We start from the raw sequence: 24260 nt of genomic DNA on the forward strand, positions 1-24260 counted from the left end.
CGGGGAACGACGAAGCGGCCGGTACCTCGTGCGAGGTACCGGCCGTCATCCGTCCCAGGTGACGGCTCATGCCGCTTTGAGACCGGTGAGGTGGGCGAAGACGACCACATTCGCCGAGTAGCCGTTCTTCTTGTCGAAGCGTCCACCGCAGGTCAGCAACCGCAACTCCGGGCGTCCGGTCGGGCCGTACACCTTGTCGTCGGGGAAGTCTTCCTTCTTGTACGTCTTCACGGCGTCCACGGTGAAGACCGCCGTCCTGCGGTCGGCCCGCCGGACCTTGACGACGTCCCCGCGGTGCAGGGCGTTCAGGTTGAGGAAGATGGCGGGGCCGGTACGGGTGTCCCGGTGGCCGACGATCAGGGCGGTCCCCTTCTCGCCGGGGGCCGGGCCGTCCCGGTACCACCCGACCTCCTTGGGCCTGCTCATGGGCGGAGCGTCCAGCCGGTTCTTCCTGTCGAGGCCGAGCCGGGTGACCGGCGCCTCGATCACGATGGCGGGGACGGCCAGTTCCACCGGTGCCGACGGCGGCAGTGGCGCGTGCGACGCCGGGACGTTCGCCATCGACCGCACCGGTTCCCGCCTGACCGGCGACCCGCCGCCGCCCGCGGCGTCCGAGCCGTGGGCGGCGATGGACGATGCGTCGTCGGACGAGTCGCCGCTCGCCCAGACGACGCCGGTCACCAGCAAGGCGGTCGCGCACAACGTCATGGTGAGACGGCATGCGCGACTCGGTCCCCGTCGCCGTCGGCGGTGGGGGGCGCTACGCTGCGCCACTGGCGCGGCGGCGGGCTGACCGGCGGACCAGGATCAGCCCGGCCACTCCGGCCGCACCGGCCGCCAGTGCCGTGGTCGTCCCGAAGGCCGAACCGCTGTCCGAGCTGACGTTCTCCATGGCCGGTACGCCACCGCCGCCTGCGGGGACCGCACCGGAGGGCCGGTGGTGGTCCTTGTCCTCACCGGACCAGGACGAGCCCTCCTTGTGGCCCTCGCTGCCCTGGCTGCCCTGGCTGCCTTCGTTGCCCTGGTTGCCCGGACGCCCCTGGCTGTTGCCGTTGCGGGAGCAGTCGATGGTGAAGGTCTTCTGCTTCAGGCCGACCGGGACCGTCCACTGGAGCTGGTACGTGCCGTCCGGCAGCAGGTACTCCTGGCTGATGGCCTTGCCCTGGTTGAGTGCGAGCGATCCGATCAGGGTGTCCCCCGGAGGCACGGTCGGTGGCTGCGCGATGATCGTGAACGGGACCACCGGGAGCGTCTCGAAGTTGGCCGCGACCAGCTTGAACGCACAGACCGGGGCACCTTCGCGGTTGTTGCCGCGCTGCTGACCGGTGGACTGGACGCTCAGGTCGCCGCTGTCGCCCGGGGCCGCGAACGCCGCGGGCGCTCCGGCCAGGGTGAGTCCGGCTGCGGCGACGGCCGCGGCGACCGCGGTACCGGTGCGGGCACCGCGTGAGCGGATGGAGGCAGAGATGGGCATGGGGGCTCCTTCAAGCCGAGATGATTGTCGTACTGATCACCTGATCGCCCAAGAGATGTCATGAAAAGTCAGAAAAACGGATAAAGACACAGGCGAAAACGCGTAAGTACCCTGACCAGCCCACACGAGACGTGGGTTGTCCGGGGGACAAGCCCCTCCCCGGCGGCCACCTCAAGCGATCGGCCCACGACCGGCGGACGCGGCCACCTCAAGGGGAACGGCCCCAGAACGGCCCACGTCCGCCGGACGAGCACCACGACAGACGAACGGGCCACCCGCACATGCGGGTGGCCCGTCCTCGCTCCGTCGCCCCGGACCGTGACCGGCCGCAGGGGGCGGCCTCAGCCGAGCAGCTCCACCTCCGCGAGGGTCGCCGCGCCGTCGAGCACCAGCCGGTACTTCTTGTACGCGCCCGGCCGGTCCACCGAGAACACCCGGGTCTGCTTGTTCCAGGCGAACGACTGGCCGGTCCGCCGGTCGAGGTCGGTCCACTTCGTGCCGTCGGAGGAGCCCTGCAGGACCCAGCCCGTCGGCGCCCTGCCCGCCGCTCCCGACGTCAGCGTGTACTGGAGCCCCTTCGTCGCCGCTCCCACCGGCAGATCGGCCGACCCGACCGTCGCCGAGGTCGCCGAGGTGTTGTCGAAGAGGGCGCCGTCACCCTTCAGCACGTCACCCTTCGGGGACGGGATCTTGTCGTCCTCCGTGATGGACACCGGGGCGGCGTTCCTGCCGGTGCCCCAGGCGGACGGCTTCGCGCCCATGTCGAACTCCAGGGTGCCGCCCCTGGCCAGCAGGTCGTGGGGGAGCGAAGTGGACGTCCACTTCCTGCCGTTGACCTTCAAGCCTTGAACGTAGATGTTCTTCGCGCTGTTCTTCGGGGCCTTGACCACCAGCGTGCGGCCGTTCTCCAGGTGCACGGTCGTCTTCGTGAAGAGCGGCGACCCGATCGCGTACTCGCCACTGCCCATCACCAGCGGGTAGAAGCCGAGCGAGGAGAACAGGAACCAGGCCGACTGCTCGCCGTTGTCCTCGTCGCCGTGGTAGCCCTGACCGATCTCGCTGCCGGTGTAGAGGCGGTCCAGGACCTCACGCACCTTCTCCTGGGTCTTGAAGGGCTGGGAGGCCGCGTTGTACATGTACGTGGCGTGGTGGGCGACCTGGTTGCTGTGGCCGTACTGGCCCATCCGTACGTCACGCGCCTCCGTCATCTCGTGGATGACACCGCCGTACGAGCCGACGAACTCCGGCCCCGCCGTCTCCGGCGTGGAGAAGTACGTGTCCAGCTTCTTGCCCAGACCGTCCCGCCCGCCGTACAGGTTCGCCAGGCCCCGGCTGTCCTGCGGGGCGGTGAAGGCATAGCCCCAGCCGTTGGTCTCGGTGTAGTCGTAGCCCCAGACCCGCGGGTCGTACTTCTCGGACGGGAGCCGCCAGTCGCCCTGGGCGTCCTTGCCCTGGAAGAAGCCGGCCTTGTCGTCGAAGAGCTTGACGTAGTTGCGGGCGCGGTTGAGGAAGTACGCGGACTCCTCCCTGTACCGCTCCTTCTTCGTCTTCCTGTAGAGCGCCTTGCCCATCCGGGCAATCCCGTAGTCGTTGAGGTAGCCCTCCAGCGACCAGGACAGGCCCTCGTGCGTGGCGGTGTCGGCGTACCCGGTGAAGACGGAGGTCTCCATGCCCTTGCGGCCGACGCCCGAGGACGGCGGGGCCACCGTGGCGTTCTTGACCGCCGCGTCGTACGCCGCCGCCGCGTCGAACTTCACGCCCTTGACGTACGCGTCGGCGAACGCCACGTCGGAGCTGGTGCCGGTCATCAGGTCCGCGTAGCCCGGCGAGGACCAGCGCGAGATCCAGCCGCCGTCCTTGTACTGCTGGACGAAGCCGTCCACCATCTCGCCCGCCTTCTTCGGGGTGAGGAAGGAGTAGGCGGGCCAGGTCGTGCGATAGGTGTCCCAGAAGCCGTTGTTGACGTACACCTTGCCGTCGACGATCTTCGCGCCGGTGTGCGTCGGGGTGTCGGTGCCGGTCTTCGGGGAGAAGGGGCTGGCGTACTTGCTCTTCCCGTCGACCCGCTCGAAGCCCGAGTTCGGGTACAGGTACAGCCGGTAGAGGCTGGAGTAGAGCGTCGTCAGCCGGTCGGCGTCGGCGCCCTCGACCTCCACCTTGCCCAGGATGCCGTCCCACGCCTTTTGCGCCCGGTCCTGGACCCGGTCGAAGGAGGTGGACGCCGGGAGCTCCATGGCGAGGTTCTTCTTCGCCTGGTCGAGGCTGATCAGCGAGGTGGCCAGACGCAGTCCGACCGTACGGTCCTTGCCCGCGTCGAAGCGGAAGAAGCCGGTGACATCGTCACCGCCACCGCCCTTGAGCCTTCCGCTGTCGGTGACCGGCGCGTCGAAGGCGCCGTAGACGAAGAGCCGGGTCGCTCCCGTCGAGCCGCCGCTCCTGACGTCCGAATAGCCGGAGAAGGAACCGGACTTCGCGTCCAGCGTCAGACCGCCGTCGTTCGACACATTGTCGAAGACGATGCTCGCGTCCTTCCCGGGATAGGTGAACCGCATCCGCGCGGCGTGGTCGGTCGGCGTCATCTCGGCCTTGAGGCCGTTCTCGAACGTCACCCCGTAGTAGTGCGGCTTCGCGGTCTCGTTCTCGTGGCGGAACGGCAGCGCGCGGGCCGTACGGGAGGCGTCCGGGGTGCCCGCCTTCGCCGAGGGCATCATCTGGAAGGTCTGGCGGTCGCCCATCCAGGGGCTCGGCTCATGGCTGGCGCTGAAGGCCTGGAGCGTCGGCAGGTTGTCCTCGTTGTTGCCGCGCGCGTAGTCGTACAGCCAGCTCGTGGATCCGGCGTTGGTGACCGGCGTCCAGAAGTTGAAGCCGTGCGGCAGCGCGGTCGCCGGGATGTTGTTGCCGCGCGAGAAGCCGCCGCTGGAGTTGGTGCCGCGGGTCGTCAGCGCGTAGTCCGACAGATGTGCCTTGCGCTTCTCCGGCGCCTTCGGGGCGATCGTGAGGTCGTCGATCCAGCCCTGGAACTTCGCCTTGCCCTTGGGGGAGTCGTACGCCACCAGAATCCGGTCGACGGTCTTCCCCGCCGCGACCGTCCCGATGCGCGAGGCGACCTTGTTCCACTGGTTGACGTAGAGGCGCTTGGCGTCCGCCTGGCCTCCCGGGGTCAGCAGACCGCCGTGGCTGTCGGTGGCCTTCAGCTCGCTCAGGTACGTACCGTCGGTGAAGGCCAGATCCACCGCGACATGCGTCGCCGGGTAGGCGAGGTCCGTCTCGCCCATCTGCGGGTACACCAGGTAGGAGAGCTGGGTGTCCTTGGTGACGGCCGTGTTCACGTCGAAGACCTTGTTGTACGAGTACGCCCGGCCGTCCGCCTTGTGCGTACCCGCGTACCGCAGAGCCTTCCTCCCCGTGAACCCCGCACCCGACTTCGCGGTGGGCGAGCCGGAGGGGCCGCGGTCGGTCTGGCTGCGCATGTCGTCGGGCGCCGGGGTGGAGGTGTCGCCGTCGGAGAACTGGACGTCCGCGAGCTGGGTCGCGTCCGAGGCGCCGTTGTTCTTCGTGATCTCCAGCCGGAAGTGCTGATAGGCCTTGTCGGCCGTGAAGTCGTACGACGTGGTCCGCAGGCGCTCGGCGAAGGTCTGATCGGTCCGGGTGTCCAGATCCGTCCAGGACGTGCCGTCCGTGGAGCCCTTCAGGGTCCAGTCCTTCGGGTCCCGCTCCTCGTGATCGTTGGCCGAGGTCAGCGCGTAGGTCACGACCTTGACGGGCTCGGCCAGATCGAACTCGATCCAGCCGGACGGTTTGAACGCCAGCCACTTGGTGGCGGGTTCACCGTCGGTCAGGTTCTCCTTGACCTCACCGCCGCCGGTGTTCTCGTCGCTGGCGCGCAGGTCGGTCACCTTGTCGGTGACGTTGCCGGGTATCCCCGCGGAGAACCCGCCGTCGATCCCCGACGCCTTTTTGCTGCCGTCCGGACCTACTTCGACGGTATTGCGCCAGTCCGGCTGCTTCTCGTCCGATTCGAAGGAGGAGTTGAACGTCCGCTCGCCCGAGGGCTTTTGGGCCGGTCCGGCCGGTTGCGCGGCGGCGGCGGTGGGGGCCGCCACCACCAGGGCGAGAGATGCCGCAATGACGGCGGCCGAGCGGCTTTGTCTCTTTCGAGAGCCTTGGTGGAGACCACGTGGTGGCTGCATGCCGAGCCATTCCTCCCCGGAAGCGTGCTGGACAACGTTGTCATAGCATGATGCAAGGTCCAGTAGGGAGCCAAGTGGTCCGATGTGTCAAGGGTGTTGCACGGGATCGCCCAGGCGAATCGACCGTAATGCGGAAAAAGGTGCCCCTGGATCGGGGCGCACGGTGCCGAGGTATCCAAGAGGTCTCAACTCGGGAAAGACTGCCGCCAAAACAGGTATTCGATCTTGCTCAGTTGGCAACAAGTGGACTATACCTGTCGGCACCCGGGCAGCCGTTTCACTCGGCCGCACGGCAGGGGGGCGGGGGGATGTTCGCGAGGGCGCCGGAGGCGTCCGCGCTGTACGGTCTTCTCCCGATACCCCGCTGCACGCAATGCCCGTACATATCTGTATGACCCAAGCGCAACTGACCGCGGTGGCGGGACCCTTCGCCTGAGGCGAATCACTATGGGTGACCGGTACACCGCCTGAGTCCTGGAGAAGGCGAGGACTTGAGCATGGGATCCACCTCCGCCCACAACAATGAGGGCCTTGGCCGTCGCGATCTGATCAAGCGGTCTGCCGCACTCGGCGTGATCGCTGTTCCGACGATGAGTTTCCTGTCCGCCTGCGCGAGCGGCGACAGCGGAAGCGACGACAAGGTCGAAAAGGGCACGAAGACCGCCAAGAATCCGCTGGCGGTCAATGAGAGCGCCCCCCTCGAACTGGTCATCTTCGACGGTGGATACGGAACGAAGTACGCCGAGGACGCTCAGGCATCCTTTGAGAAGTCCTTCCCCAAGGCGAAGGTCAAGTTCTCCAAGACGCAGAAGATCCAGTCGGTACTGCAGCCGCGCTTCAACGGTGGCACCCCGCCGGACCTGATCGACAACTCCGGTGCCCAGCAGATGGACATGGGCGTCCTGGTCGGCAAGAAGCAGCTCGCCGACCTCACCCCGCTGCTCGACGCGCCCTCCATCGACGACCCGGCCAAGAAGGTCCGTGACACGCTGCGTCCGGGCATCGTCGAGATGGGCCAGTTCGACGGCGACCCGTGCTGGATCCTCTACTACGCGTACACCGTCTACGGCGTCTGGTACTCCCAGACGGCGCTGGACAAGCTCGACGCGCAGTACCCGGAGAACTGGGACGACATGCTCGCGCTGTGCGCGAAGGCCAAGAAGAAGGGGATCGCGGGCTGGACCTACCCCGGCAAGCACCCCTACTACCTGCCCTTCTCGCTCTACCCGTTCATCGCCAAGATCGGCGGCGTCGAGGTCCTCGACGCGATCGACAACCTGGAGCCGAAGGCCTGGGAGCACCCCGCCGTCAAGGCGGCCTTCGACGCGTACTACGAGCTCTACGCCAAGGGCTACATCCTCAAGGGCACCCCGGGCCTGGACCACCGCGGTTCGCAGGGCGCCTGGGCCCGCGGCAAGGCGCTGTTCATCCCGAACGGCTCCTGGGTCGAGAACGAGGAAGCGGCGATCATCCCCAAGGACTTCAAGCTGTCCGTGGGCGCTCCCTCCAGCCTCGACTCCTCGGACGCGCTGCCCTTCGGCACCATGTGGGCCTCCGGCGGTGAGCCCTTCATCGTTCCGGCGAAGGCGAAGAACCCCCAGGGCGGCATGGAGCAGCTGCGCATCCTGCTCAGCGAAGAGTCCTCCAAGTCCTTCACCACCAGCAGCAAGTCCCTGTCCGCCTTCAACGGCGGCACCGACGGCCTGGAGCTGTCGGACGGCCTGACGTCGGGCCTCGCCGCCCTGGAGAAGGCCGGCACCAATGTCGTCAACCCCCGCCTGCAGGACTGGTACGTGAAGCTCCAGAAGGAGCAGATCGGTGTCGCCGCACTCGGCGAGATGATGGCCGGCCGCGCCAACCCGGCCGAGACCATCAAGAAGATCCAGGGATTCGCCGACGCGGCGGCCAAGGACCAGTCCATCAAGCACTACAAGCACCAGTGACAACCCGTCACCAGCGGCGGCAGCGCAGGAAGGTCGGAGTCGGTAACGATGCAACACGGTAAATACCGGTTCATAGTCGGGTTCTTGGTGGTGCCGATGGCGTTGTACGTCATCTTCGTCATCTGGCCGTTCATCCAGTCCATCTACTACTCGTTCACGGACTGGACGGGCCTGAGTCCCGACTTCAAGATGGTCGGCTTCGGCAACTACACCAAGATGCTCGACGACGACATCTTCTGGAAATCCCTGCAGCACAGTGTGCTGCTGGCACTGCTGCTGCCGCTGGTGACGCTGGGGCTCGCGCTCTTCTTCGCCTTCATGCTCAACGTGGGCGGGCGGCGCCGCAGGGGCGCCGCCATCGCGGGCGTGCGCGGTTCGGGCTTCTACAAGATCGCGTACTTCTTCCCGCAGGTGCTCTCGATCGCGATCGTGGCCATCCTGTTCCAGTTCGCCTTCGACCCCGCCCAGGGCATGATCAACGGCACGCTCAAGGCGTTCGGCTTCGAGGACGTGCCGGACTGGCTGGGCGATCCGCAGCTGGCCCTGTGGTGCATCGCCGCGGTCCTCGTCTGGTGCACGGTCGGCTTCTTCGTGGTGCTGTTCTCCGCGGGCATGGCCTCCATCCCCAAGGACTTCTACGAGGCGGCCCTGCTGGACGGCGCGAGCCGCTTCACGACCTTCTTCCGGATCACGTTGCCGCTGCTCTGGGACACGGTCCAGTCCGGCTGGGTCTACATGGGCATCCTGGCGCTGGGCGCCGAGGGTTTTGCCGTCGTGCACATCATGAGTGTCGGTCCCGGCGGGCCCGACTACTCGACCACCGTCCTGCCGCTGTACGTGTACCAAGCGGCGTTCCGTGACGGACAGGCGGGCTACGCGACCACGATCGGTGTCGCCCTGCTCATCGTGACGCTGGCGTTCGCGGCCATCGTGATGCGGCTGGGCCGGCGCGAGCGGCTGGAGTTCTGATGAAGACCACTGACACCCCTCCCTCCGGCCCTTCGGACGCCTCCGGTCACTCCGGTGCCGCCGGTCCTTCCGGTCCCGATGCGCCGGGTGTGCCGCAGCAGCGCACCGGCGGCGTCCGCAGGAGCGCCGCGGCCCCGGGGAAGAAGGCCGAGGGCCAGGTCCTCAACGTCTTCTCGCACGGGATGCTGATCCTCTGGGCCTTCATGGTCATCCTGCCCCTGTTCTGGGCCGTGATGTCCTCCTTCAAGACCGACACGGCCATCTTCAACTCCCCCTGGGAGCTGCCCGACTCGCTGGACTTCTCCAGTTGGGGCAGGGCCTGGAACCAGGCCAACATGAGCGAGTACTTCCTCAACACCATCCTGGTGGTGGGAGGGTCGCTCGTCGGCACGCTGGTCTTCGGTTCGATGGCCGCCTATGTGCTCGCCCGCTTCGAGTTCCCCGGCAACCGGTTCATTTACTTCTTGTTCGTCGGCGGGATGAGCTTCCCGGTCATGCTGGCGCTGGTGCCGTTGTTCTACGTCATGGACAACATGGGGCTGCTGAACACGATCCACGGGCTGATTCTCGTGTACATCGCGTACTCGCTGCCCTTCACCGTGTTCTTCCTGACCTCGTTCTTCCGTACGCTGCCGACATCGATCGCGGAAGCCTCGATCATCGACGGCGCCTCTCACACCCGTACGTTCTTCCAGGTCATGCTGCCGATGGCCAAACCCGGACTGATCAGCGTCGGTATCTTCAATTTCCTGGGGCAGTGGAACCAGTACATGCTGCCGACGGTGCTGAACACCGACCCGGACAAGCGGGTGCTCGCCCAGGGGCTGGTCGAACTGGCGGCCAGCCAGGGATACAAGAGTGACTATTCCGGTCTCTTCGCCGGTCTGGTGATCGCGATGCTTCCCGTGCTGGCGGCGTACATCATTTTCCAGCGCCAGGTCGTCTCGGGTATGACGGCGGGTGCGCTCAAGTAATTCGGCTCCGGCCGGCCCGATTAGGCCCCGGCCGCTTTTCCGGGTGAATGCCCCGGTGGATGTCTCCGCCGGGGCATTCGCGCGCTCCGGTGAACGTGTCCGCCGGGGCGTTCATGCGCTCCGCTCCGACCTATCGGCCGTGGACCGTGCCCCGCGTCGTCGTCGGCTCCACGCCTTGTGCGCTCAGGTCTTGACGGGAGGTACCCCCGAACGTTCAGCTTAGAGTTCACATGTTGGAGGAAGCCGGGGCCTCATCGGTGCGGTCCCGGCCGGGACGGCCTTCTGTGCCGTCCGCCAAGGGCAGGAGTGGATGAGTCGATGGAGACTCCCGGGTCGCAGACGTCTCTGCACAGGGCCAACCTTGAGCGGGTCGTACGAGCCGTACGGATGGCCGGGGCGCTCACCCAGGCGGAGATCGCCAGGAGCACCGGCCTCTCCGCGGCTACCGTCTCCAATATCGTCCGCGAACTCAAGGACGGCGGCACGGTCGAGGTGACCCCCACCTCGGCGGGCGGCCGCCGGGCCCGCAGCGTCTCGCTCAGCGGGGACGCGGGCATCGTCGTCGGCGTCGATTTCGGCCATACCCATCTGCGGGTGGCGGTCGGCAACCTGGCCCACCAGGTGCTGGCCGAGGAGTCCGAGCCGCTGGACGTCGACGCCTCGTCGGCACAGGGCTTCGGACGGGCGGAAGTGCTGGTCAGGCGGCTGATCGAGACCACCGGGGTCAGCCCCGAGAAGGTGATCGGCGTCGGCCTCGGTGTCCCGGGACCCATCGACGTCGAGTCCGGCACGCTGGGCTCCACCTCGATCCTGCCGGGCTGGACGGGCATCAACCCGAGCGACGAGCTCGCCGGGCGGCTCGGCGTGCCCGTGTACGTCGACAACGACGCCAATCTCGGGGCACTGGGCGAGCTGGTCTGGGGGAGCGGACGAGGGGTCCGGGACCTCGCGTACATCAAGGTCGCCAGCGGCGTCGGTGCCGGTCTGGTGATCGACGGCACCATCTACCGGGGTCCCGGCGGTACGGCCGGCGAGATCGGGCACATCACCCTGGACGAGTCGGGGCCGGTGTGCCGCTGCGGTAACCGCGGGTGCCTGGAGACCTTCACGGCCGCCCGGTATGTGCTGCCCCTGCTCCAGCCCAGCCACGGCCCCGACCTCACCATGGAACGGGTGGTCCAGCTGGCCCGCGAGGGCGATCCGGGCTGCCGCCGGGTGATCGGGGACGTGGGGCGGCACATCGGCAGCGGGGTGGCCAATCTGTGCAATCTGCTCAACCCCAGCCGGGTGGTGCTCGGCGGCTCCCTGGCGGAGGCCGGGGAACTGGTCCTCGGGCCCATCCGCGACTCGGTGTCCCGGTACGCCATCCCCAGCGCGGCCCGGCAGCTCTCGGTACTGCCCGGTGCGCTCGGCGGGCGGGCGGAGGTACTGGGGGCGCTGGCCCTGGTGCTGAGCGAGATGGGGGATTCAACCCTTTTGGAAAGCACCCTGCCCGCGGCGACTCCTGCCTTCACTTAGATAACGAATGGCACCGTTGTCATCTCGTTAAGAATTTACTCCTTGACGCTGGCGTTACGGCCGAGTTGACTTCCTGCCACCTCGGCCGCGACGTTGCGGCCATGTCAGGGAGGCAAACCCCCATGATCGCAATGACGCGACGCATCGTCATAGGCACGGCCGCTCTCTCCATGGCGGTCTCCCTCGCCGCCTGTGGCAAGGCGGGCGACGACGCGGAGTCCGGCAGTGGCGGTGACAGCAAGACCATCGGTCTCCTGCTGCCGGAGAACAAGACCACGCGTTACGAAACGTTCGACCGCCCCATCATGGAGGCGAAGATCAAGGAACTGTGCGACGACTGCGAGGTCAAATACAACAACGCCGCACAGGACACCGAGACCCAGAAGAAGCAGTTCGACGCGCTGGTCACGCAGGGTGTGAAGGTCATCATCCTGGACTCCGTCGACTACAAGGCCACCAAGTCCTGGGTGCAGCAGGCGGAGAAGAAGGGCGTCAAGGTCGTCGCGTACGACCGGCTCGCCGAGGGGCCGATCTCCGCGTACGTCTCGTACGACAACGAGAAGATCGGCCGCCTGCAGGGTGAGGCCCTGGTCAAGGCGCTCGGCGCCAAGGCCAAGGAGAGCAACGTTGTCATGATCAACGGCTCGCCCACCGACCCGAACGCTCCGCTCTTCAAGAAGGGCGCCCACAGCGTCCTGGACACCCAGGTCAAGAAGGTCGTCTACGAGCAGGACATCCCGGACTGGTCGCCGGACGAGGCGAACAAGAAGATGGGTGCCGCCATCGACTCGCTGGGCAAGTCGGGCTTCCAGGGCGTCTACTCCGCCAACGACAGCATGGCCGGCGGCATCATCACCGCGCTGGACAAGCAGGGCATCAAGATCCCCGTCGGTGGTCAGGACGCCGAACTGGCGGGTCTGCAGCGCATCCTGAAGGGCGATCAGTCCTTCACGATCTACAAGCAGATCAAGCCGGAGGCCGAGACCACCGCCGAGATCGCCGTCAAGCTCCTCAAGGGCGAGAAGATCGACGACCTGACCCCGGTCAAGGTCGACAGCCTCACGGGCGAGTTCAAGGGCATCCCGGCCAAGCTGTACGACGCGCAGGTCGTGACCAAGGACAACGTCGCCTCCACGATCATCGCCGACAAGGTCTACCAGGCCGCTGAGATCTGCACGGCCGAGTACAAGGCGGCCTGCGAGGCAGCCGGCATCAAGTAGGGCCTCCGCCGAGGAAGGTCCGGGGCCCGCGGGATCACGTCAAGCACTCCCGCGGGCAGGCGCCTCCGGGCGCCCCGGAGCCGGTCCGGCACCCGCCCCGTCAACGCCCCGCGAAGCGGGGGCGGGCGCCGGGTCCCTCTCGCACACCCCCCAGCTCAGCAGCACCATCCCCGCCGGTCAGGCGGCGAAGGAGATGATTCACGTGTCCGCTACGCCCGTGCTGGCGTTGCGCGGAATCTCCAAGCGGTTCGGCGCCGTTCAGGCGCTCACCGACGTGGACCTGGAGATTCACCCCGGCGAGGTGGTCGCCCTGGTCGGCGACAACGGCGCCGGCAAGTCGACGCTCGTCAAGACCATTTCGGGTGTCCACCCGATCGACGAAGGCGCCATCGAGTGGGAGGGGCGGACGGTCCGGGTCAACCGGCCGAACGACGCCCAGGAGCTCGGAGTCGCCACCGTCTACCAGGACCTGGCCCTCTGCGACAACCTCGATGTCGTCGCCAACCTCTTCCTCGGCAGCGAACTGCGCAAGCTCTCCGTCCTCGACGAGATCGCGATGGAGAAGCGCGCCAAGGAACTCCTGGACACGCTCTCCATCCGGATACCGAGCGTCCGGATCCCGGTCGCCTCGCTCTCCGGCGGTCAGCGCCAGGTCGTGGCCATCGCGCGCGCCCTGATCGGCGACCCCAAGGTCGTCATCCTGGACGAGCCGACCGCCGCACTCGGTGTCGAGCAGACCGCCCAGGTCCTCGACCTCGTCGAGCGGCTGCGCGAGCGCGGCCACGGCGTCATCCTCATCAGCCACAACATGGCCGATGTGCGCGCCGTCGCGAACAAGGTCGCGGTGCTCCGTCTGGGCCGCAACAACGGTGTCTTCGACGTCGCGAGCACCTCCCACGAAGAGATCATCGCCGCGATCACCGGCGCCACGGACAATGCCGTCACGCGTCGCCAGGCACGCACGGCCACGAACACGGCCACGAAGGAGGACGCGAAGTGAGCGACCTCGCCAAGACCCCCGGACCCTCCACCGAGAAGTCCGCCGCCGTCGAGGAGCCCGGGAAGGGCCCCTCCGCGACGGCACCGGCGGCCGAGCAGTCGGCGGCCCCCATCCCCGCCGTCGACCCGCGCCTGCTCGTCCGCGAGGAGGGCTTCAAGGGCTACTGGTCGGAGTTCAGCCGCAAGGTGCGCGGCGGCGAACTCGGCTCGCTGCCGGTCTTCGTCGGTCTGATCGTCATCGCGATCGTCTTCCAGCTCCAGAACAGCAACTTCCTCTCCGCCAGCTCCGTCGCCAACATCGCTGTCTACAGCTCCGGTCTCGGCATCATGGCTGTCGGCATCGTCTTCGTGCTGCTGCTCGGCGAGATCGATCTCTCCGTGGGCTCCGTCGCCGGCGTCGGCGCGGCCGTCTGGGCCGTGCTCAACGTGAACAACGGCTGGAGCGACTGGACGGCGATCCTCGTCGCCGTGCTCTCCGGAACGGCCCTCGGCGCGCTGCACGGCTTCTTCTTCGCCAAGATCGGGGTGCCGGCCTTCGTCGTCACCCTGGCGGGCTTCCTCGGCTGGAGCGGACTCCAGGACTGGATGATGGGCGGGGAGGGCTCGATCAACACGCCGTCCGGCAGTGTCGTCGAGAACCTGACCAACTACTTCTTCGAGGACAAGGCCGCGGGCTACGGACTGGCCCTGGTCGCCGTCCTCGCGTACGCCGCCTCGCTCCTGGTGGACAGCAAGCGCCGCCGGGCCGCGAACCTGCCCGCACGCCCCACCGCCGAGGTCGTGCTGCGGACCGCCGTCGTCACGATCCTGTGCTTCGTCGTCGCGTACGTCCTGAACGAGCCCTCCGGTGCCCGCGGCCTGCCGCTCGCCCTGGTGCTCTTCCTCGCCGTCCTGGTCATCGCGGACTTCGTCGCCCGCCGTACGGCCTTCGGCCGCCAGGTCTTCGCGGTCGGCGGCAACCCCGAGGCGGCGCGCCGCGCCGGTATCAACGTCGACCGGATCCGGATCACGGTCTTCGCGCTGTCCGGCACGCTGGGCGCCTTCGGCGGACTCTTCATCGCCAGCCTCTCCGGTGGCGCCACCAAGAGCGTCGGCGCCGGCAACACGCTGATGCTGGTCATCGCGGCCGCCGTCATCGGCGGCACCAGCCTCTTCGGCGGCCGGGGCAAGGTCTGGTCCGCACTGCTCGGCATGATCGTGATCCAGTCGATCCAGCAGGGCCTGAACATGATCGGCATGGCCAACGCCGTTCAGTACATGATCACCGGCGCGGTTCTCCTCGCCGCCGTGGTCATCGACTCGGTCTCCCGCCGCACGCAGAAGACCGCGGGCCGCGCCTGACGCCACCTGCACCGGACCGTGCCCGGCGCCCCTCATCGGGCGCCGGGCACCGTCGTGTATCGGCCGGTGGTGTGACAGCACACCCCCGCCCGATGTCCGCGACGGCGGGCGGAACATTAGACTCATCGGATCGGCACGCTCGACCAGCTCAACGCAAGGAGGCACGGGTGGACCTGCTGACCCGCATCGAGGGACCGCGCGATTTGGACCGGCTCAGCCTCGACCAGCTGGAGCAGCTCGCCGGGGAGATCCGTACCTTCCTCGTCGACGCAGTGTCCAAGACCGGTGGTCACCTGGGCCCCAACCTGGGCGTGGTCGAACTGACCATCGCCCTGCACCGGGTCTTCGAGTCGCCCCGGGACAAGGTCCTCTTCGACACCGGCCACCAGAGCTATGTGCACAAGCTGCTCACCGGCCGCCAGGACTTCTCGAAGCTCAAGAGCAAGGGCGGACTCTCCGGGTACCCCTCCCGCGCCGAGTCCGAGCACGACATCATCGAGAACTCGCACGCCTCGACGGTGCTGGGCTGGGCCGACGGCCTCGCCAAGGCCAACGAGGTACTGGCCAAGGACGACCATGTCGTCGCGGTCATCGGTGACGGCGCGCTCACCGGCGGTATGGCCTGGGAGGCGCTGAACAACATCGCCGCCGCCAAGGACCGCCCGCTCGTCATCGTGGTGAACGACAACGAGCGCTCGTACGCCCCGACCATCGGCGGCCTCGCGAACCACCTCGCCACGCTGCGTACCACCGATGGCTACGAACGGTTCCTGGCCCGCGGCAAGGACCTCCTGGAGCGCACTCCCGTCCTCGGCAGGCCGCTGTACGAGACCCTGCACGGCGCCAAGAAGGGTCTCAAGGACTTCATCGCCCCGCAGGGCATGTTCGAGGACCTCGGCCTGAAGTACGTCGGCCCGATCGACGGCCACGACATCGAGGCGCTGGAGTCCGCGCTCCAGCGTGCCAAGCGCTTCGGCGGGCCCGTCATCGTCCACTGCCTCACCGAGAAGGGCCGCGGCTACACCCCGGCCCTCCAGGACGAGGCCGACCGCTTCCACGCCGTCGGCAAGATCCACCCGGACACCGGCCTGCCCATCTCCAGCTCCGGCCTGGACTGGACCTCGGTCTTCGGCGAGGAGATGGTCAAGCTCGGCAAGGAGCGCAAGGACATCGTCGCGATCACCGCGGCCATGCTCCAGCCGGTCGGCCTCGGCAAGTTCGAGGAGGCGTTCCCGGACCGGATCTACGATGTCGGCATCGCCGAGCAGCACGGCGCGGTCTCCGCTGCGGGCCTCGCCACCGGCGGGCTGCACCCCGTCTTCGCGGTGTACGCCACCTTCCTGAACCGCGCCTTCGACCAGGTCCTGATGGACGTCGCGCTGCACAAGTGCGGGGTCACCTTCGTCCTGGACCGGGCCGGAGTCACCGGTACGGACGGTGCCTCGCACAACGGCATGTGGGACATGTCGATCCTCCAGTGCGTCCCCACCCTCCGGATCGCCGCCCCGCGCGACGCCGACCAGGTCCGCGCCCAGCTGCGCGAGGCCGTGGACGTCGACGACGCGCCGACCGTGGTCCGCTTCTCCAAGGGCGCGGTCGGCCCGGCGGTCAAGGCCGTCGGCAGGGCCGGTGGCATGGACATCCTGCGCGAGCCCGGCACGGACCGGCCGGACGTGCTGCTGGTCTCCGTCGGCGCGCTGGCCCCGATGTGCCTGGAGATCGCCGATCTGCTGGGCGCCCAGGGCATCTCCACCACCGTGGTCGACCCCCGCTGGGTCAAGCCGGTCGACGAGGCGCTGCCCCCGCTCGCCGAGCGGCACCGGGTCGTCGTCACCGTCGAGGACAACAGCCGGGCCGGCGGCGTCGGTTCCGCCATCGCCCAGGCGCTGCGCGACGCCGGGGTCGACGTACCCCTGCGTGACTTCGGCATCCCGCCGGTCTTCCTCGACCACGCCTCCCGCAAGGAGGTCATGGCCGAGATCGGACTGACCGCGCCGGACATCGCCCGCCAGGTCACCGGTCTGGTCGCCAAGCTCGACGGCGGGTACGAGAGCCGCGCCGTGGAGCCCGCCCGCGACTGACCCGTACGGCCAATGGGCCGGTCGGACCACCCTGTACGGGTGACCCGACCGGCCCATTCGCGTGACACGGCGCCCGTGCCGCGCTGCCCGGCCGGTGGTGTCCCAATCATGGCGTTCACGACAACCGCGTGGAGGTACGCAGGTGAGCGCGCAGCAGGACACACCACCGAGCGGAAACGGGCTGTTCAGGACCAAGACGGTCGAACAGTCGATCCGCGACACCGAAGAGCCGGAGCACGCGCTCAAGAAGTCCCTGTCCGCGCTGGACCTCACGGTCTTCGGAGTGGGCGTCGTCATCGGCACCGGCATCTTCGTGCTGACGGGCAAGGTGGCCAAGGAGTCGGCGGGCCCCGCCACCGCCATCGCGTTCGTGATCGCGGGCGTCGTCTGCGCACTCGCCGCGCTCTGCTACGCCGAATTCGCCTCCACCGTCCCGGTGGCCGGATCCGCGTACACCTTCGCGTACGCCTCACTGGGCGAACTGGTGGCCTGGATCATCGGCTGGGACCTGGTGCTGGAATTCGCCCTGGGCACCGCGGTGGTGGCGGTCGGCTGGTCCGGCTACGTCCGCTCGCTCCTGGACAACGTCGGCTGGACGCTCCCCGACGCGCTCTCGGGGACGGATGTGGCGAACGGGTTCGGCTTCGACATCCTGGCGTTCGCCCTGGTCCTGCTGCTGACCGTCATCCTGGTGCTCGGCATGAAGCTGTCGGCCCGGGTCACCACGGTCGTGGTCGCGATCAAGGTGGCCGTGGTCCTGATCGTGATCGTCGCGGGCGGCTTCTTCATCAAGGCCGCCAACTACACACCGTTCATCCCGAAGGCCGAACCGCAGCCCTCCGGTTCGGATCTGACGGCCCCGCTGGTCCAGCTGATGTTCGGTTACACGCCCACGAACTTCGGCGTCATGGGAATCTTCACCGCCGCCTCCGTCGTCTTCTTCGCGTTCATCGGCTTCGACGTCGTGGCCACCGCGGCGGAGGAGACCAAGGTCCCGCAGCGGGACATGCCGCGCGGCATCCTCGGCTCGCTCGTCATCTGCACGGTGCTCTACGTCGCCGTGTCCATCGTGGTGACCGGCATGCAGCACTACAGCGAGCTCTCGGTGAGCGCCCCGCTCGCGGACGCCTTCAAGGCCGTCGGGCACCCCTTCTACGCCGGGGTGATCAGCTTCGGCGCCGCGATCGGCCTCACCACGGTCTGCATGATCCTGCTGCTCGGCCAGACCCGGGTGTTCTTCGCGATGAGCCGCGACGGACTGCTCCCGCGCTTCTTCTCCAAGACGCACCCGCGCTTCCACACCCCGTACCGCCCCACGATCCTGCTCGGCGTGATCATCGCGATCGTCGCCGGGTTCACCAGCATCGACGAACTGGCGACCCTGGTGAACATCGGCACGCTCTTCGCGTTCGTCGTCGTGGCCCTCGGCGTGATCGTCCTGCGCCGCGCCCGCCCGGACCTGCCCCGCGCCTTCCGTACCCCGTGGGTGCCGCTGCTCCCGATCGTCTCGGTGGCCGCGTCGGTCTGGCTGATGCTCAACCTGCCCGCGGAGACCTGGCTGCGGTTCGGCATCTGGATGGCGATCGGCGTGATCATCTACTTCATGTACGGGCGCCGGCACAGCCGGATGTCGACCGGGCGCTGAGGTGTCCGTCGGATCCGGACCGTTGGCTTCGAGCAGCGCCCGGGTCCGGGTGCGCAGGGTGATTCGCCGGGTCACGCGCTGGGCGGGACCACCTCGACCCGCCGGCCGTCCTCGACGCCTTCGGAGTCGTCTTCCCGGCGCGTGCCCGAGGGGGAGACGGACCACGGCGCGAATGAGGCGTCCCGCAGGCGCCGCACCACGCTTCAGGGGCGCTCGTCCGGCCGCGCTCAGCTGCCTCGGTGCGGGGGCAGCGGGCGTACCGTACGCGGGCCCACGCACCGCGCCCCGTACGGCTCGACCCGCTGCCGCAGTCCGCGGTCGGCGGTGACGACGACACAGGGGCGGCTCCCCGCCGCGGCGACCAGCTCGGCGATCCTGTCGTCACCGCTGCCGTCCGCGGCCTCGACCCGCACTCCCGGCACCGCCTCGACACCCCGGGCCGCGCCCTCGACGACCAGGACGAGTTCGACGGGGCCGGGATGTCCGGGCAGGCCGGCCCCGGCGTACGGGACCAGGGAGTCGCGCAGCCGCTCGGCCGCCCCGCGCCGGTCCCGCCACCAGCCGTCCGGGACGGAACCGACCACGTTCGCGGCGTCGACGATGACCAGTACGGGTTCGTTCGGCATTCCGGCAGCGTGTCATGGCGCCGGAGCGCCGGGCTCCGTCAGCCGCCGGTCGCGGGGGACTTCTTCGCCGACTCGGGGATGGCGGTGTCCGAGCGGATCGCCTTCCACAGCTCACCGGCCTGCGGCTCGGAGGCCACGACCCGGTTGGGGTCCTTCTTGTCGTACGCCACCGGGAGCATGATCGTCTCCATCGTGGCGGGGTCGACGCCGTTCATCGAACGGGCGAAGTCTCCGAGCGACGTCAGCGAGGCCAGGCCGGAGTCGGTGGTCAGGGACTTGGTGGCCGAGTTGGCGATCTTGTACGACTTGGCCGGACTGCCCAGCAGGTCCTGCGACTTGACCTCGCTCAGCAGGGCCAGCAGGAACTGCTGCTGGAGGCCGATGCGGCCGAGGTCGCTGCCGTCGCCGATGCCGTGCCGGGTGCGTACGTAGGAGAGGGACTCGGTGCCGTCGAGCTTGTGCGGACCGGCGGTGAGGTTCAGGCCGGAGGACTTGTCGTGGATGTCCTGGGGAACGTCGACGGTGACGCCGCCGATGGCGTCGACCAGGTCCTTGAACCCGGCGAAGTTGATCTCCAGATAGTGGTCGATCCGGACGCCGGACATCTTCTCGACGGTCTTGACCACACAGGCCGGTCCGAGCTGGGCGTAGACCGAGTTGAACATCACCCGGTCCGCGGACGGCGTCGTGGAGCCGCCGGACCTGGCGCACTCGGGCCGGGTCACCAGTGTGTCGCGCGGGATGGACACCGCGACGGCCTTCGTCCGCCCCTCGGGGATGTGGACCACCATCGCCGTGTCGGAGCGGGCGCCGCTCACGTTGCCGCCGCCGCCCAGTTCCTTGTTCTCCGCCCCGGCCCGCGAGTCGGAGCCGAGGACCAGCAGGTTCTGTCCGGCGGTGGGCAGCTTCTCCGGGCGGTCCTCGCCGAGCGCCTTGTCGATGTCGACGCCCGTGATGTTCCCGTCGAGCCGGCTGTACAGCCAGTAGACGGTGCCACCGCCCGCGAGCAGGAGGACGAGCAGCACACCGAGCGTGATCTTGAGGCCGCTCCGGCGCTTCCGCTCCTTCTTGCGGCCCCGCGGTGTCCGGCCGGCGCCGTGAGATGCGGTCCCCCGGCCTTCGTGAGGGGCCGGTGTCATGGCGTCGTGGCTCATCCTGCTCGAGTCCTCAAATCTCAATGCCCGGTGCGGGCGGTGAAGTGCGTGGGACTCGGGTGGGGGGTGTGACCGGTCCGTGAATGCATGACTGACCGTGCACTATAGAACAGTCGATCGTGTGAAAGTGTGTTCCGATAGCCGAAAATTCATCTCATGGGCAGATCGAACTACTATGCGCCCCATGGCTTGGTTGATTACAGGTGGGGCAGGGTTCATCGGGGTGCACGTGGTGCGCGCGATGCGCGAGGCGGGTGAGTCCGTCGTGGTGTTCGACGACCTCTCGACGGGGGACCGTTCTCGTCTCCCCAAGGACGTGCCCTTCGTCCGGGGGACGACCCTCGACGCGGACCATCTGCGGCGCACGATGCGGGAGTTCTCCGTCCGGGGGATCGTGCATCTCGCGGCGAAGAAGCAGGTGGCCGAGTCCGTCGCCCGCCCGCTGTACTACTACCGTGAGAACGTCCAGGGACTCCAGAGCCTCCTCGACGCCTCCGTGGACAGCGGGGTGCGCGCCTTCCTCTTCTCGTCATCGGCCGCCGTGTACGGCATGCCCGATGTGAGGCTGGTGGCGGAGGACACACCGTGCGCCCCGATCAACCCCTACGGCGAGACCAAGCTCGCCGGTGAGTGGATGGTGCGCGCGGCGGGCCGCGCGCACGGTATCGCCACCGCCTCGATGCGCTACTTCAACGTCGCGGGCACGGCCACGCCCGACCTCGCGGACACCGGGGTCCTCAACCTTGTCCCCATGGTCTTCGAGAAGCTGACCGAGGGCGCGGCCCCGGTGGTCTTCGGCGACGACTACGACACTGCGGACGGCACCTGCGTACGCGACTTCATCCACGTCGAGGACATCGCGTCGGCCCACCTCGCCGCCGCGCTCGCCCTGATGGACCGGGGCCCCGGTACGGATCTCACGGTCAACATCGGCCGCGGCGAAGGCGTTTCGGTACGGGAGATGATCGACCTGATCGGTGAGGTGACCGGCTACGGGCCCGAGGCGGCTCCCGTCGCCGCGGCCCGCAGGGCGGGCGACCCGGCCCGGGTCGTCGCGTCGGCGGACCGTATCCACCATGAGCTCGGCTGGTCGGCACGGCACGACGTGCGCGAGATGGTGGCCTCTGCCTGGGAGGGCTGGTGCCGCCGTCACCCGCACGCACGCCGCCCGGCCGGGTGACGGACGGCCCCCGCATAAACGTTTCTGCCGATGTCTATGATGTCTCGGTCCTGAGCCCCGCCCGTGGGACGGGGCCCGATGCCCTGGGAGGGGTACGTCACGCCATGCGAAGTGCCCCTCTGCGCGAAGACCGGCCGGTGGACCCGTCGGCGCCTGCCGGGAGCGGACTCGGCCGGGTCCTCGGCGGACCCTGGCTGCTGACCGGTCACGACGGCAGACTGACCGCCTACGTCCATGTCGACGACGCGGTCCTGCGCTGGACGGAGGCGGCACCCGGCTCGCGTCACTGGTCGGGCCCCGAGGCCGTCCCCGCCAAGGGCATCGACCACCTCACGGTGGTCCAGGGGCGCGACCGCTATGCCCACCTGGTGGGACGCCGGGTGCGGTCGCGCGCCGACGACTGGTCGACGGTCGACATCGTGCACGCCACCCAGTACCAGACCGGCCGGCCCGTGACGCAGTGGCGGTCGCTGGGAAACCCGTTCAAGGAAGTCCGCCGGGCGGTGGAGGTCGGGGCCCCGCAGGCCGCCGTCGCCGGGGACGGCGCACTGTACGTCTGTGTCCCGACGGGCCTCGGCGGACTCTCGCTGCGCCGGGAGGACAAGCACGGCCAGTGGGAGGCGTGGCGGAATCTCCCGGTCGCCGGTGTCACCGACCGGCCCGCGCCCGCGGCGTTGTCCTCGGGGCTGGTGGAGATACTGATTCCCGTACGGACAGGGGCGCTCCACCTGTGCCAGGCGAAGCCGGGGGGAGACCTGGTTCCCGGAGCCGAGGTGGGGGTGATCCCGCTGCCGGGGTCGGTGACCGCGCTGGAGACGGCCGCGGGCCGGCTGACCTACTACCTCAGCGACGCACGCGGCGCCGGTGCGTTCGCCGTCCGGGCCGGGCAATGGCCCGTACCGCTGGGCGGTGAGCCGGGGGACGGGCGTATCAGTGCCCTGCGTACGGCACTGGACGGAGTCGACTGCACGGTGCTGGCCGTCCGGGGCGCGTCCGGAACCGTGGGCCTGGGTGCCTGTACGACCGAGGGGGAGCAGGCCGGCGTCTGGTGGACGGACACCGCGATGCGCTGCGCCGGAGACCCCGCGCTCGCGTGCGACGGACAGGGACGGCTGGCCGTGGCCGCCATCGGTGCGGACCGTCGGCTGGCCGTCGCGCGGCAGCAGGACGGTCAGGGGCTGACCCTCAGCGACTGGTACCGGATATGAGCGCCATCGGGTCGTGTGAGCCTCGGAAGGACGGCCGGACATGAGCGCCAAGCCGTCGCGTGAACCTCGGAAGGACGGGAAGACATGGCCCGCGGGACGCAAGGTGGCCCGGTGAGGAAGCCGCAGCCCGGCCAGGCCGGGGCCGCGGACTCCCAGCGGGTGGTGATCATCGTCGCGGGCCCGCTCGATGCCGTGCCCCTCGTCGCGGCCGAGGAGGCCGGGACCGAGATCGGCGTCCTGTGCGCCGACGAGGGGAACAAGGAGGAGCGTGCCGCCCTGGAACGGGCGCTCGCCGAAGCGGCCCGGCGCGGGTGTCACCTCGCGGGCAGTCCCCGCTATGCCGACGCGAGCGGCGACGGCGGCCGGGACGGACTCCTGCGGGAGCTGCGCGCGCTGAGTCCCCGTTGGATACGCCTGTCGGACCCCGATCCGATCCGGGTGGGGTACGACGACGAGCAGGACAGGCCGGTGCACGACGAGCCCCCGCGGCGTGCCGCCGCCGCACTGGACGGGCTGGCCGCCGCGCGGGCGTATCAGCTGGAGTCCGGCCTCCCGGTCTTCGCCGACTGCCGTCGCGCGGGGGCGCACGGGACGCTGGGTGCCGCCGCGGCGTCGCGCTATCCCCGTACGGCCGACTGGCTCACCGAGGGGTTCGACGGCCGGCTGTCCGCCTTTCTCCCGTCAGCGGCCGGTGTGGTGCGGTGGGTGCAGACCGAGCCGGGCGGGAGTGCCTGGGAGGGCCCCGAACTGCTGCCCGGCCCGAGGCTGATGCCCGGTCTCACGGTGGTCCGGGATCTCCAGGGCTTCGTCCACCTCCTCGCGCTGCGCCGGACCGGGCGCAAGGACGGCGGCGGGGACGTGGAGATCGTCCACGCCGTCCAGTACCGCACCGGGCAGCCGCTCACTCCATGGCATTCGCTGGGCTCCGCGAACCACGGACATCGGTACAAGAGCCGGGAAGGCGGATTCCCGGTGGCCGGCTTCGACAGTGCGGGCAGTTTCTTCGTCTTCACGCGCAACTTCGGACAGAGCGTCAGCTGTCGTCAGCAGTCTCCCGACGGAACGTGGGGGCCGTGGCAGCATCTGGGCGGAGTCCGCGTCGAGGACGATCTGGTCACGGTGACCACGGCGCGCGGAGAGGTCGAACTGCTGGCCCGCGCGCGCGACTCCGACGCGGTGGTGCGCTGGTTCCGCTCCGGGCCGGAGGGCACCTGGACCGAGGACCGCGGAGTGCCCTTCTCGCCCTGTCCGCGTTCCATGACGGCGGGCCCGGAAGCGGGCACCGTCCTGTTCCGGGACCTGCGGACGAACGAGCCCGGCATGTGGTGGCCGGGTGCCGCGGCCCCGGTACCGCTCGGCGGCGCGGACGGCACCGGGTCGATCGGCGGCGTCCGCGGGGTCGAGGTGAATGGCTGGAACTACGCGCTCCTCGTCCGTTCGGGGCCGGACGGTACGGCGGTTGCGGGGGCGTACGCCGAAGGGCGACCGGACGCGGGGGTGTGGTGGAACGAGGCGGGCGCGAAATCGCCCCTCACGCCCGCCGCTGTCCGGTCCCGTACCGGAATGGTCACATTGGGCGTGCTCACGGCCGGGGCACAACTGGCGATTGCCCACCGAGAGTCACTGAACGGCGGCTTCGAGTTCGGTTCTTGGCACACAGTGTGACGCTCCTTGATCGACAGTGATCCCGGAGGGTCTCTATCGGCGACGGCACTGGCCGAAAATGGTTAAGTTCTTG

The 24260-nt window shown here is 68.8% G+C and carries 17 protein-coding genes; 12 read left to right on the plus strand and 5 right to left on the minus strand.

The features are described 5' to 3' along the window. Positions 1–66: 66 nt before the first annotated feature. From A6A29_RS06845 to A6A29_RS06855, 3 genes are all read right to left on the minus strand, one after another. Positions 67–708 (minus strand): class F sortase, encoded by a 642-nt coding sequence (locus A6A29_RS06845; protein ID WP_073719075.1) that lies wholly within the window; start codon positions 706–708, stop codon positions 67–69. A gap of 52 nt (positions 709–760) precedes the next feature. Then, a complete protein-coding gene (locus A6A29_RS06850; RefSeq protein WP_073719076.1) occupies positions 761–1474 on the minus strand; it encodes a hypothetical protein in 714 nt (237 codons plus the stop codon). 341 nt (positions 1475–1815) lie between these two features. Then, positions 1816–5664 (minus strand): GH92 family glycosyl hydrolase, encoded by a 3849-nt coding sequence (locus A6A29_RS06855; RefSeq protein ID WP_073719077.1) that lies wholly within the window; start codon positions 5662–5664, stop codon positions 1816–1818. A 497-nt stretch (positions 5665–6161) separates the two neighbouring features. Here A6A29_RS06855 and ngcE point away from each other — a divergent pair, with 497 nt between their 5' ends. The 9 genes from ngcE (at position 6162) to A6A29_RS06900 (ending at position 18354) form a co-directional block, all read left to right on the plus strand. Next, positions 6162–7607 (plus strand): N-acetylglucosamine/diacetylchitobiose ABC transporter substrate-binding protein, encoded by a 1446-nt coding sequence (gene ngcE / locus A6A29_RS06860; RefSeq protein WP_073719078.1) that lies wholly within the window; start codon positions 6162–6164, stop codon positions 7605–7607. Positions 7608–7655: 48 nt separating this feature from the next. Next, a complete protein-coding gene (locus A6A29_RS06865; RefSeq protein WP_073719079.1) occupies positions 7656–8576 on the plus strand; it encodes a carbohydrate ABC transporter permease in 921 nt (306 codons plus the stop codon). Beyond that, on the plus strand, positions 8576–9550 hold the full coding sequence (locus A6A29_RS06870; RefSeq protein ID WP_073719080.1) for a carbohydrate ABC transporter permease: 975 nt from the start codon (positions 8576–8578) through the stop codon (positions 9548–9550). The genes A6A29_RS06865 and A6A29_RS06870 overlap by 1 nt, the downstream gene beginning before the upstream one ends. A gap of 318 nt (positions 9551–9868) precedes the next feature. Next, the gene (locus tag A6A29_RS06875; protein WP_073719081.1) at positions 9869–11068 is read left to right on the plus strand and encodes an ROK family transcriptional regulator; all 1200 of its coding nucleotides are present in this window, start codon (positions 9869–9871) and stop codon (positions 11066–11068) included. Between the two features lie 122 nt (positions 11069–11190). After that, entirely contained in the window at positions 11191–12288 is a 1098-nt protein-coding gene (locus A6A29_RS06880) for a substrate-binding domain-containing protein (RefSeq protein ID WP_385730203.1), read from the plus strand. A gap of 193 nt (positions 12289–12481) precedes the next feature. After that, entirely contained in the window at positions 12482–13288 is an 807-nt protein-coding gene (locus A6A29_RS06885; protein ID WP_073719082.1) for an ATP-binding cassette domain-containing protein, read from the plus strand. Beyond that, positions 13285–14628: a sugar ABC transporter permease gene (locus tag A6A29_RS06890; protein ID WP_073719083.1), complete on the plus strand. Its 1344-nt coding sequence runs from the start codon at positions 13285–13287 to the stop codon at positions 14626–14628. The genes A6A29_RS06885 and A6A29_RS06890 overlap by 4 nt, the downstream gene beginning before the upstream one ends. Positions 14629–14795: 167 nt before the next feature. Next, a complete protein-coding gene (dxs, locus tag A6A29_RS06895; RefSeq protein WP_073719084.1) occupies positions 14796–16709 on the plus strand; it encodes a 1-deoxy-D-xylulose-5-phosphate synthase in 1914 nt (637 codons plus the stop codon). 142 nt (positions 16710–16851) lie between these two features. Continuing rightward, positions 16852–18354, plus strand: coding sequence for an amino acid permease (locus A6A29_RS06900; protein ID WP_073719085.1), 1503 nt, complete (start codon positions 16852–16854; stop codon positions 18352–18354). 227 nt (positions 18355–18581) lie between these two features. On the opposite strand, the gene A6A29_RS06905 is transcribed toward A6A29_RS06900, so the two are convergent. Together A6A29_RS06905 and A6A29_RS06910 are read right to left on the minus strand one after the other, a co-directional pair. Then, the gene (locus A6A29_RS06905; protein WP_073719086.1) at positions 18582–18980 is read right to left on the minus strand and encodes an NTP pyrophosphohydrolase; all 399 of its coding nucleotides are present in this window, start codon (positions 18978–18980) and stop codon (positions 18582–18584) included. Between the two features lie 38 nt (positions 18981–19018). After that, the gene (locus tag A6A29_RS06910; protein ID WP_073719087.1) at positions 19019–20134 is read right to left on the minus strand and encodes an LCP family protein; all 1116 of its coding nucleotides are present in this window, start codon (positions 20132–20134) and stop codon (positions 19019–19021) included. 184 nt (positions 20135–20318) lie between these two features. On the opposite strand from A6A29_RS06910, the gene galE reads away from it, so the two are divergent. The 3 genes from galE (at position 20319) to A6A29_RS06925 (ending at position 24187) form a co-directional block, all read left to right on the plus strand. Continuing rightward, positions 20319–21314, plus strand: a complete 996-nt coding sequence (galE, locus tag A6A29_RS06915) for a UDP-glucose 4-epimerase GalE (RefSeq protein ID WP_073719088.1) — start codon at positions 20319–20321, stop codon at positions 21312–21314. Between the two features lie 104 nt (positions 21315–21418). Further along, a complete protein-coding gene (locus A6A29_RS06920; RefSeq protein WP_073719089.1) occupies positions 21419–22522 on the plus strand; it encodes a hypothetical protein in 1104 nt (367 codons plus the stop codon). A 111-nt stretch (positions 22523–22633) separates the two neighbouring features. Then, entirely contained in the window at positions 22634–24187 is a 1554-nt protein-coding gene (locus A6A29_RS06925; protein ID WP_241838364.1) for a hypothetical protein, read from the plus strand. Positions 24188–24260 lie beyond the last annotated feature (73 nt).

The organism is Streptomyces sp. TSRI0281 (genome assembly GCF_001905125.1).
Lineage (GTDB): Bacteria > Actinomycetota > Actinomycetes > Streptomycetales > Streptomycetaceae > Streptomyces.

Excerpts from the sequence above, each read along its gene's own strand:
- A6A29_RS06845 (WP_073719075.1), bottom strand. The coding sequence starts at position 708 with ATGACGTTGTGCGCGACCGCCTTGCTGGTGACCGGCGTCGTCTGGGCG.
- A6A29_RS06850 (WP_073719076.1), bottom strand. The coding sequence starts at position 1,474 with ATGCCCATCTCTGCCTCCATCCGCTCACGCGGTGCCCGCACCGGTACC.
- A6A29_RS06855 (WP_073719077.1), bottom strand. The coding sequence starts at position 5,664 with ATGCAGCCACCACGTGGTCTCCACCAAGGCTCTCGAAAGAGACAAAGC.
- ngcE (WP_073719078.1), top strand. The coding sequence starts at position 6,162 with ATGGGATCCACCTCCGCCCACAACAATGAGGGCCTTGGCCGTCGCGAT.
- A6A29_RS06865 (WP_073719079.1), top strand. The coding sequence starts at position 7,656 with ATGCAACACGGTAAATACCGGTTCATAGTCGGGTTCTTGGTGGTGCCG.
- A6A29_RS06870 (WP_073719080.1), top strand. The coding sequence starts at position 8,576 with ATGAAGACCACTGACACCCCTCCCTCCGGCCCTTCGGACGCCTCCGGT.
- A6A29_RS06875 (WP_073719081.1), top strand. The coding sequence starts at position 9,869 with ATGGAGACTCCCGGGTCGCAGACGTCTCTGCACAGGGCCAACCTTGAG.
- A6A29_RS06880 (WP_385730203.1), top strand. The coding sequence starts at position 11,191 with ATGATCGCAATGACGCGACGCATCGTCATAGGCACGGCCGCTCTCTCC.
- A6A29_RS06885 (WP_073719082.1), top strand. The coding sequence starts at position 12,482 with ATGATTCACGTGTCCGCTACGCCCGTGCTGGCGTTGCGCGGAATCTCC.
- A6A29_RS06905 (WP_073719086.1), bottom strand. The coding sequence starts at position 18,980 with ATGCCGAACGAACCCGTACTGGTCATCGTCGACGCCGCGAACGTGGTC.
- A6A29_RS06910 (WP_073719087.1), bottom strand. The coding sequence starts at position 20,134 with ATGAGCCACGACGCCATGACACCGGCCCCTCACGAAGGCCGGGGGACC.
- galE (WP_073719088.1), top strand. The coding sequence starts at position 20,319 with ATGGCTTGGTTGATTACAGGTGGGGCAGGGTTCATCGGGGTGCACGTG.
- A6A29_RS06920 (WP_073719089.1), top strand. The coding sequence starts at position 21,419 with ATGCGAAGTGCCCCTCTGCGCGAAGACCGGCCGGTGGACCCGTCGGCG.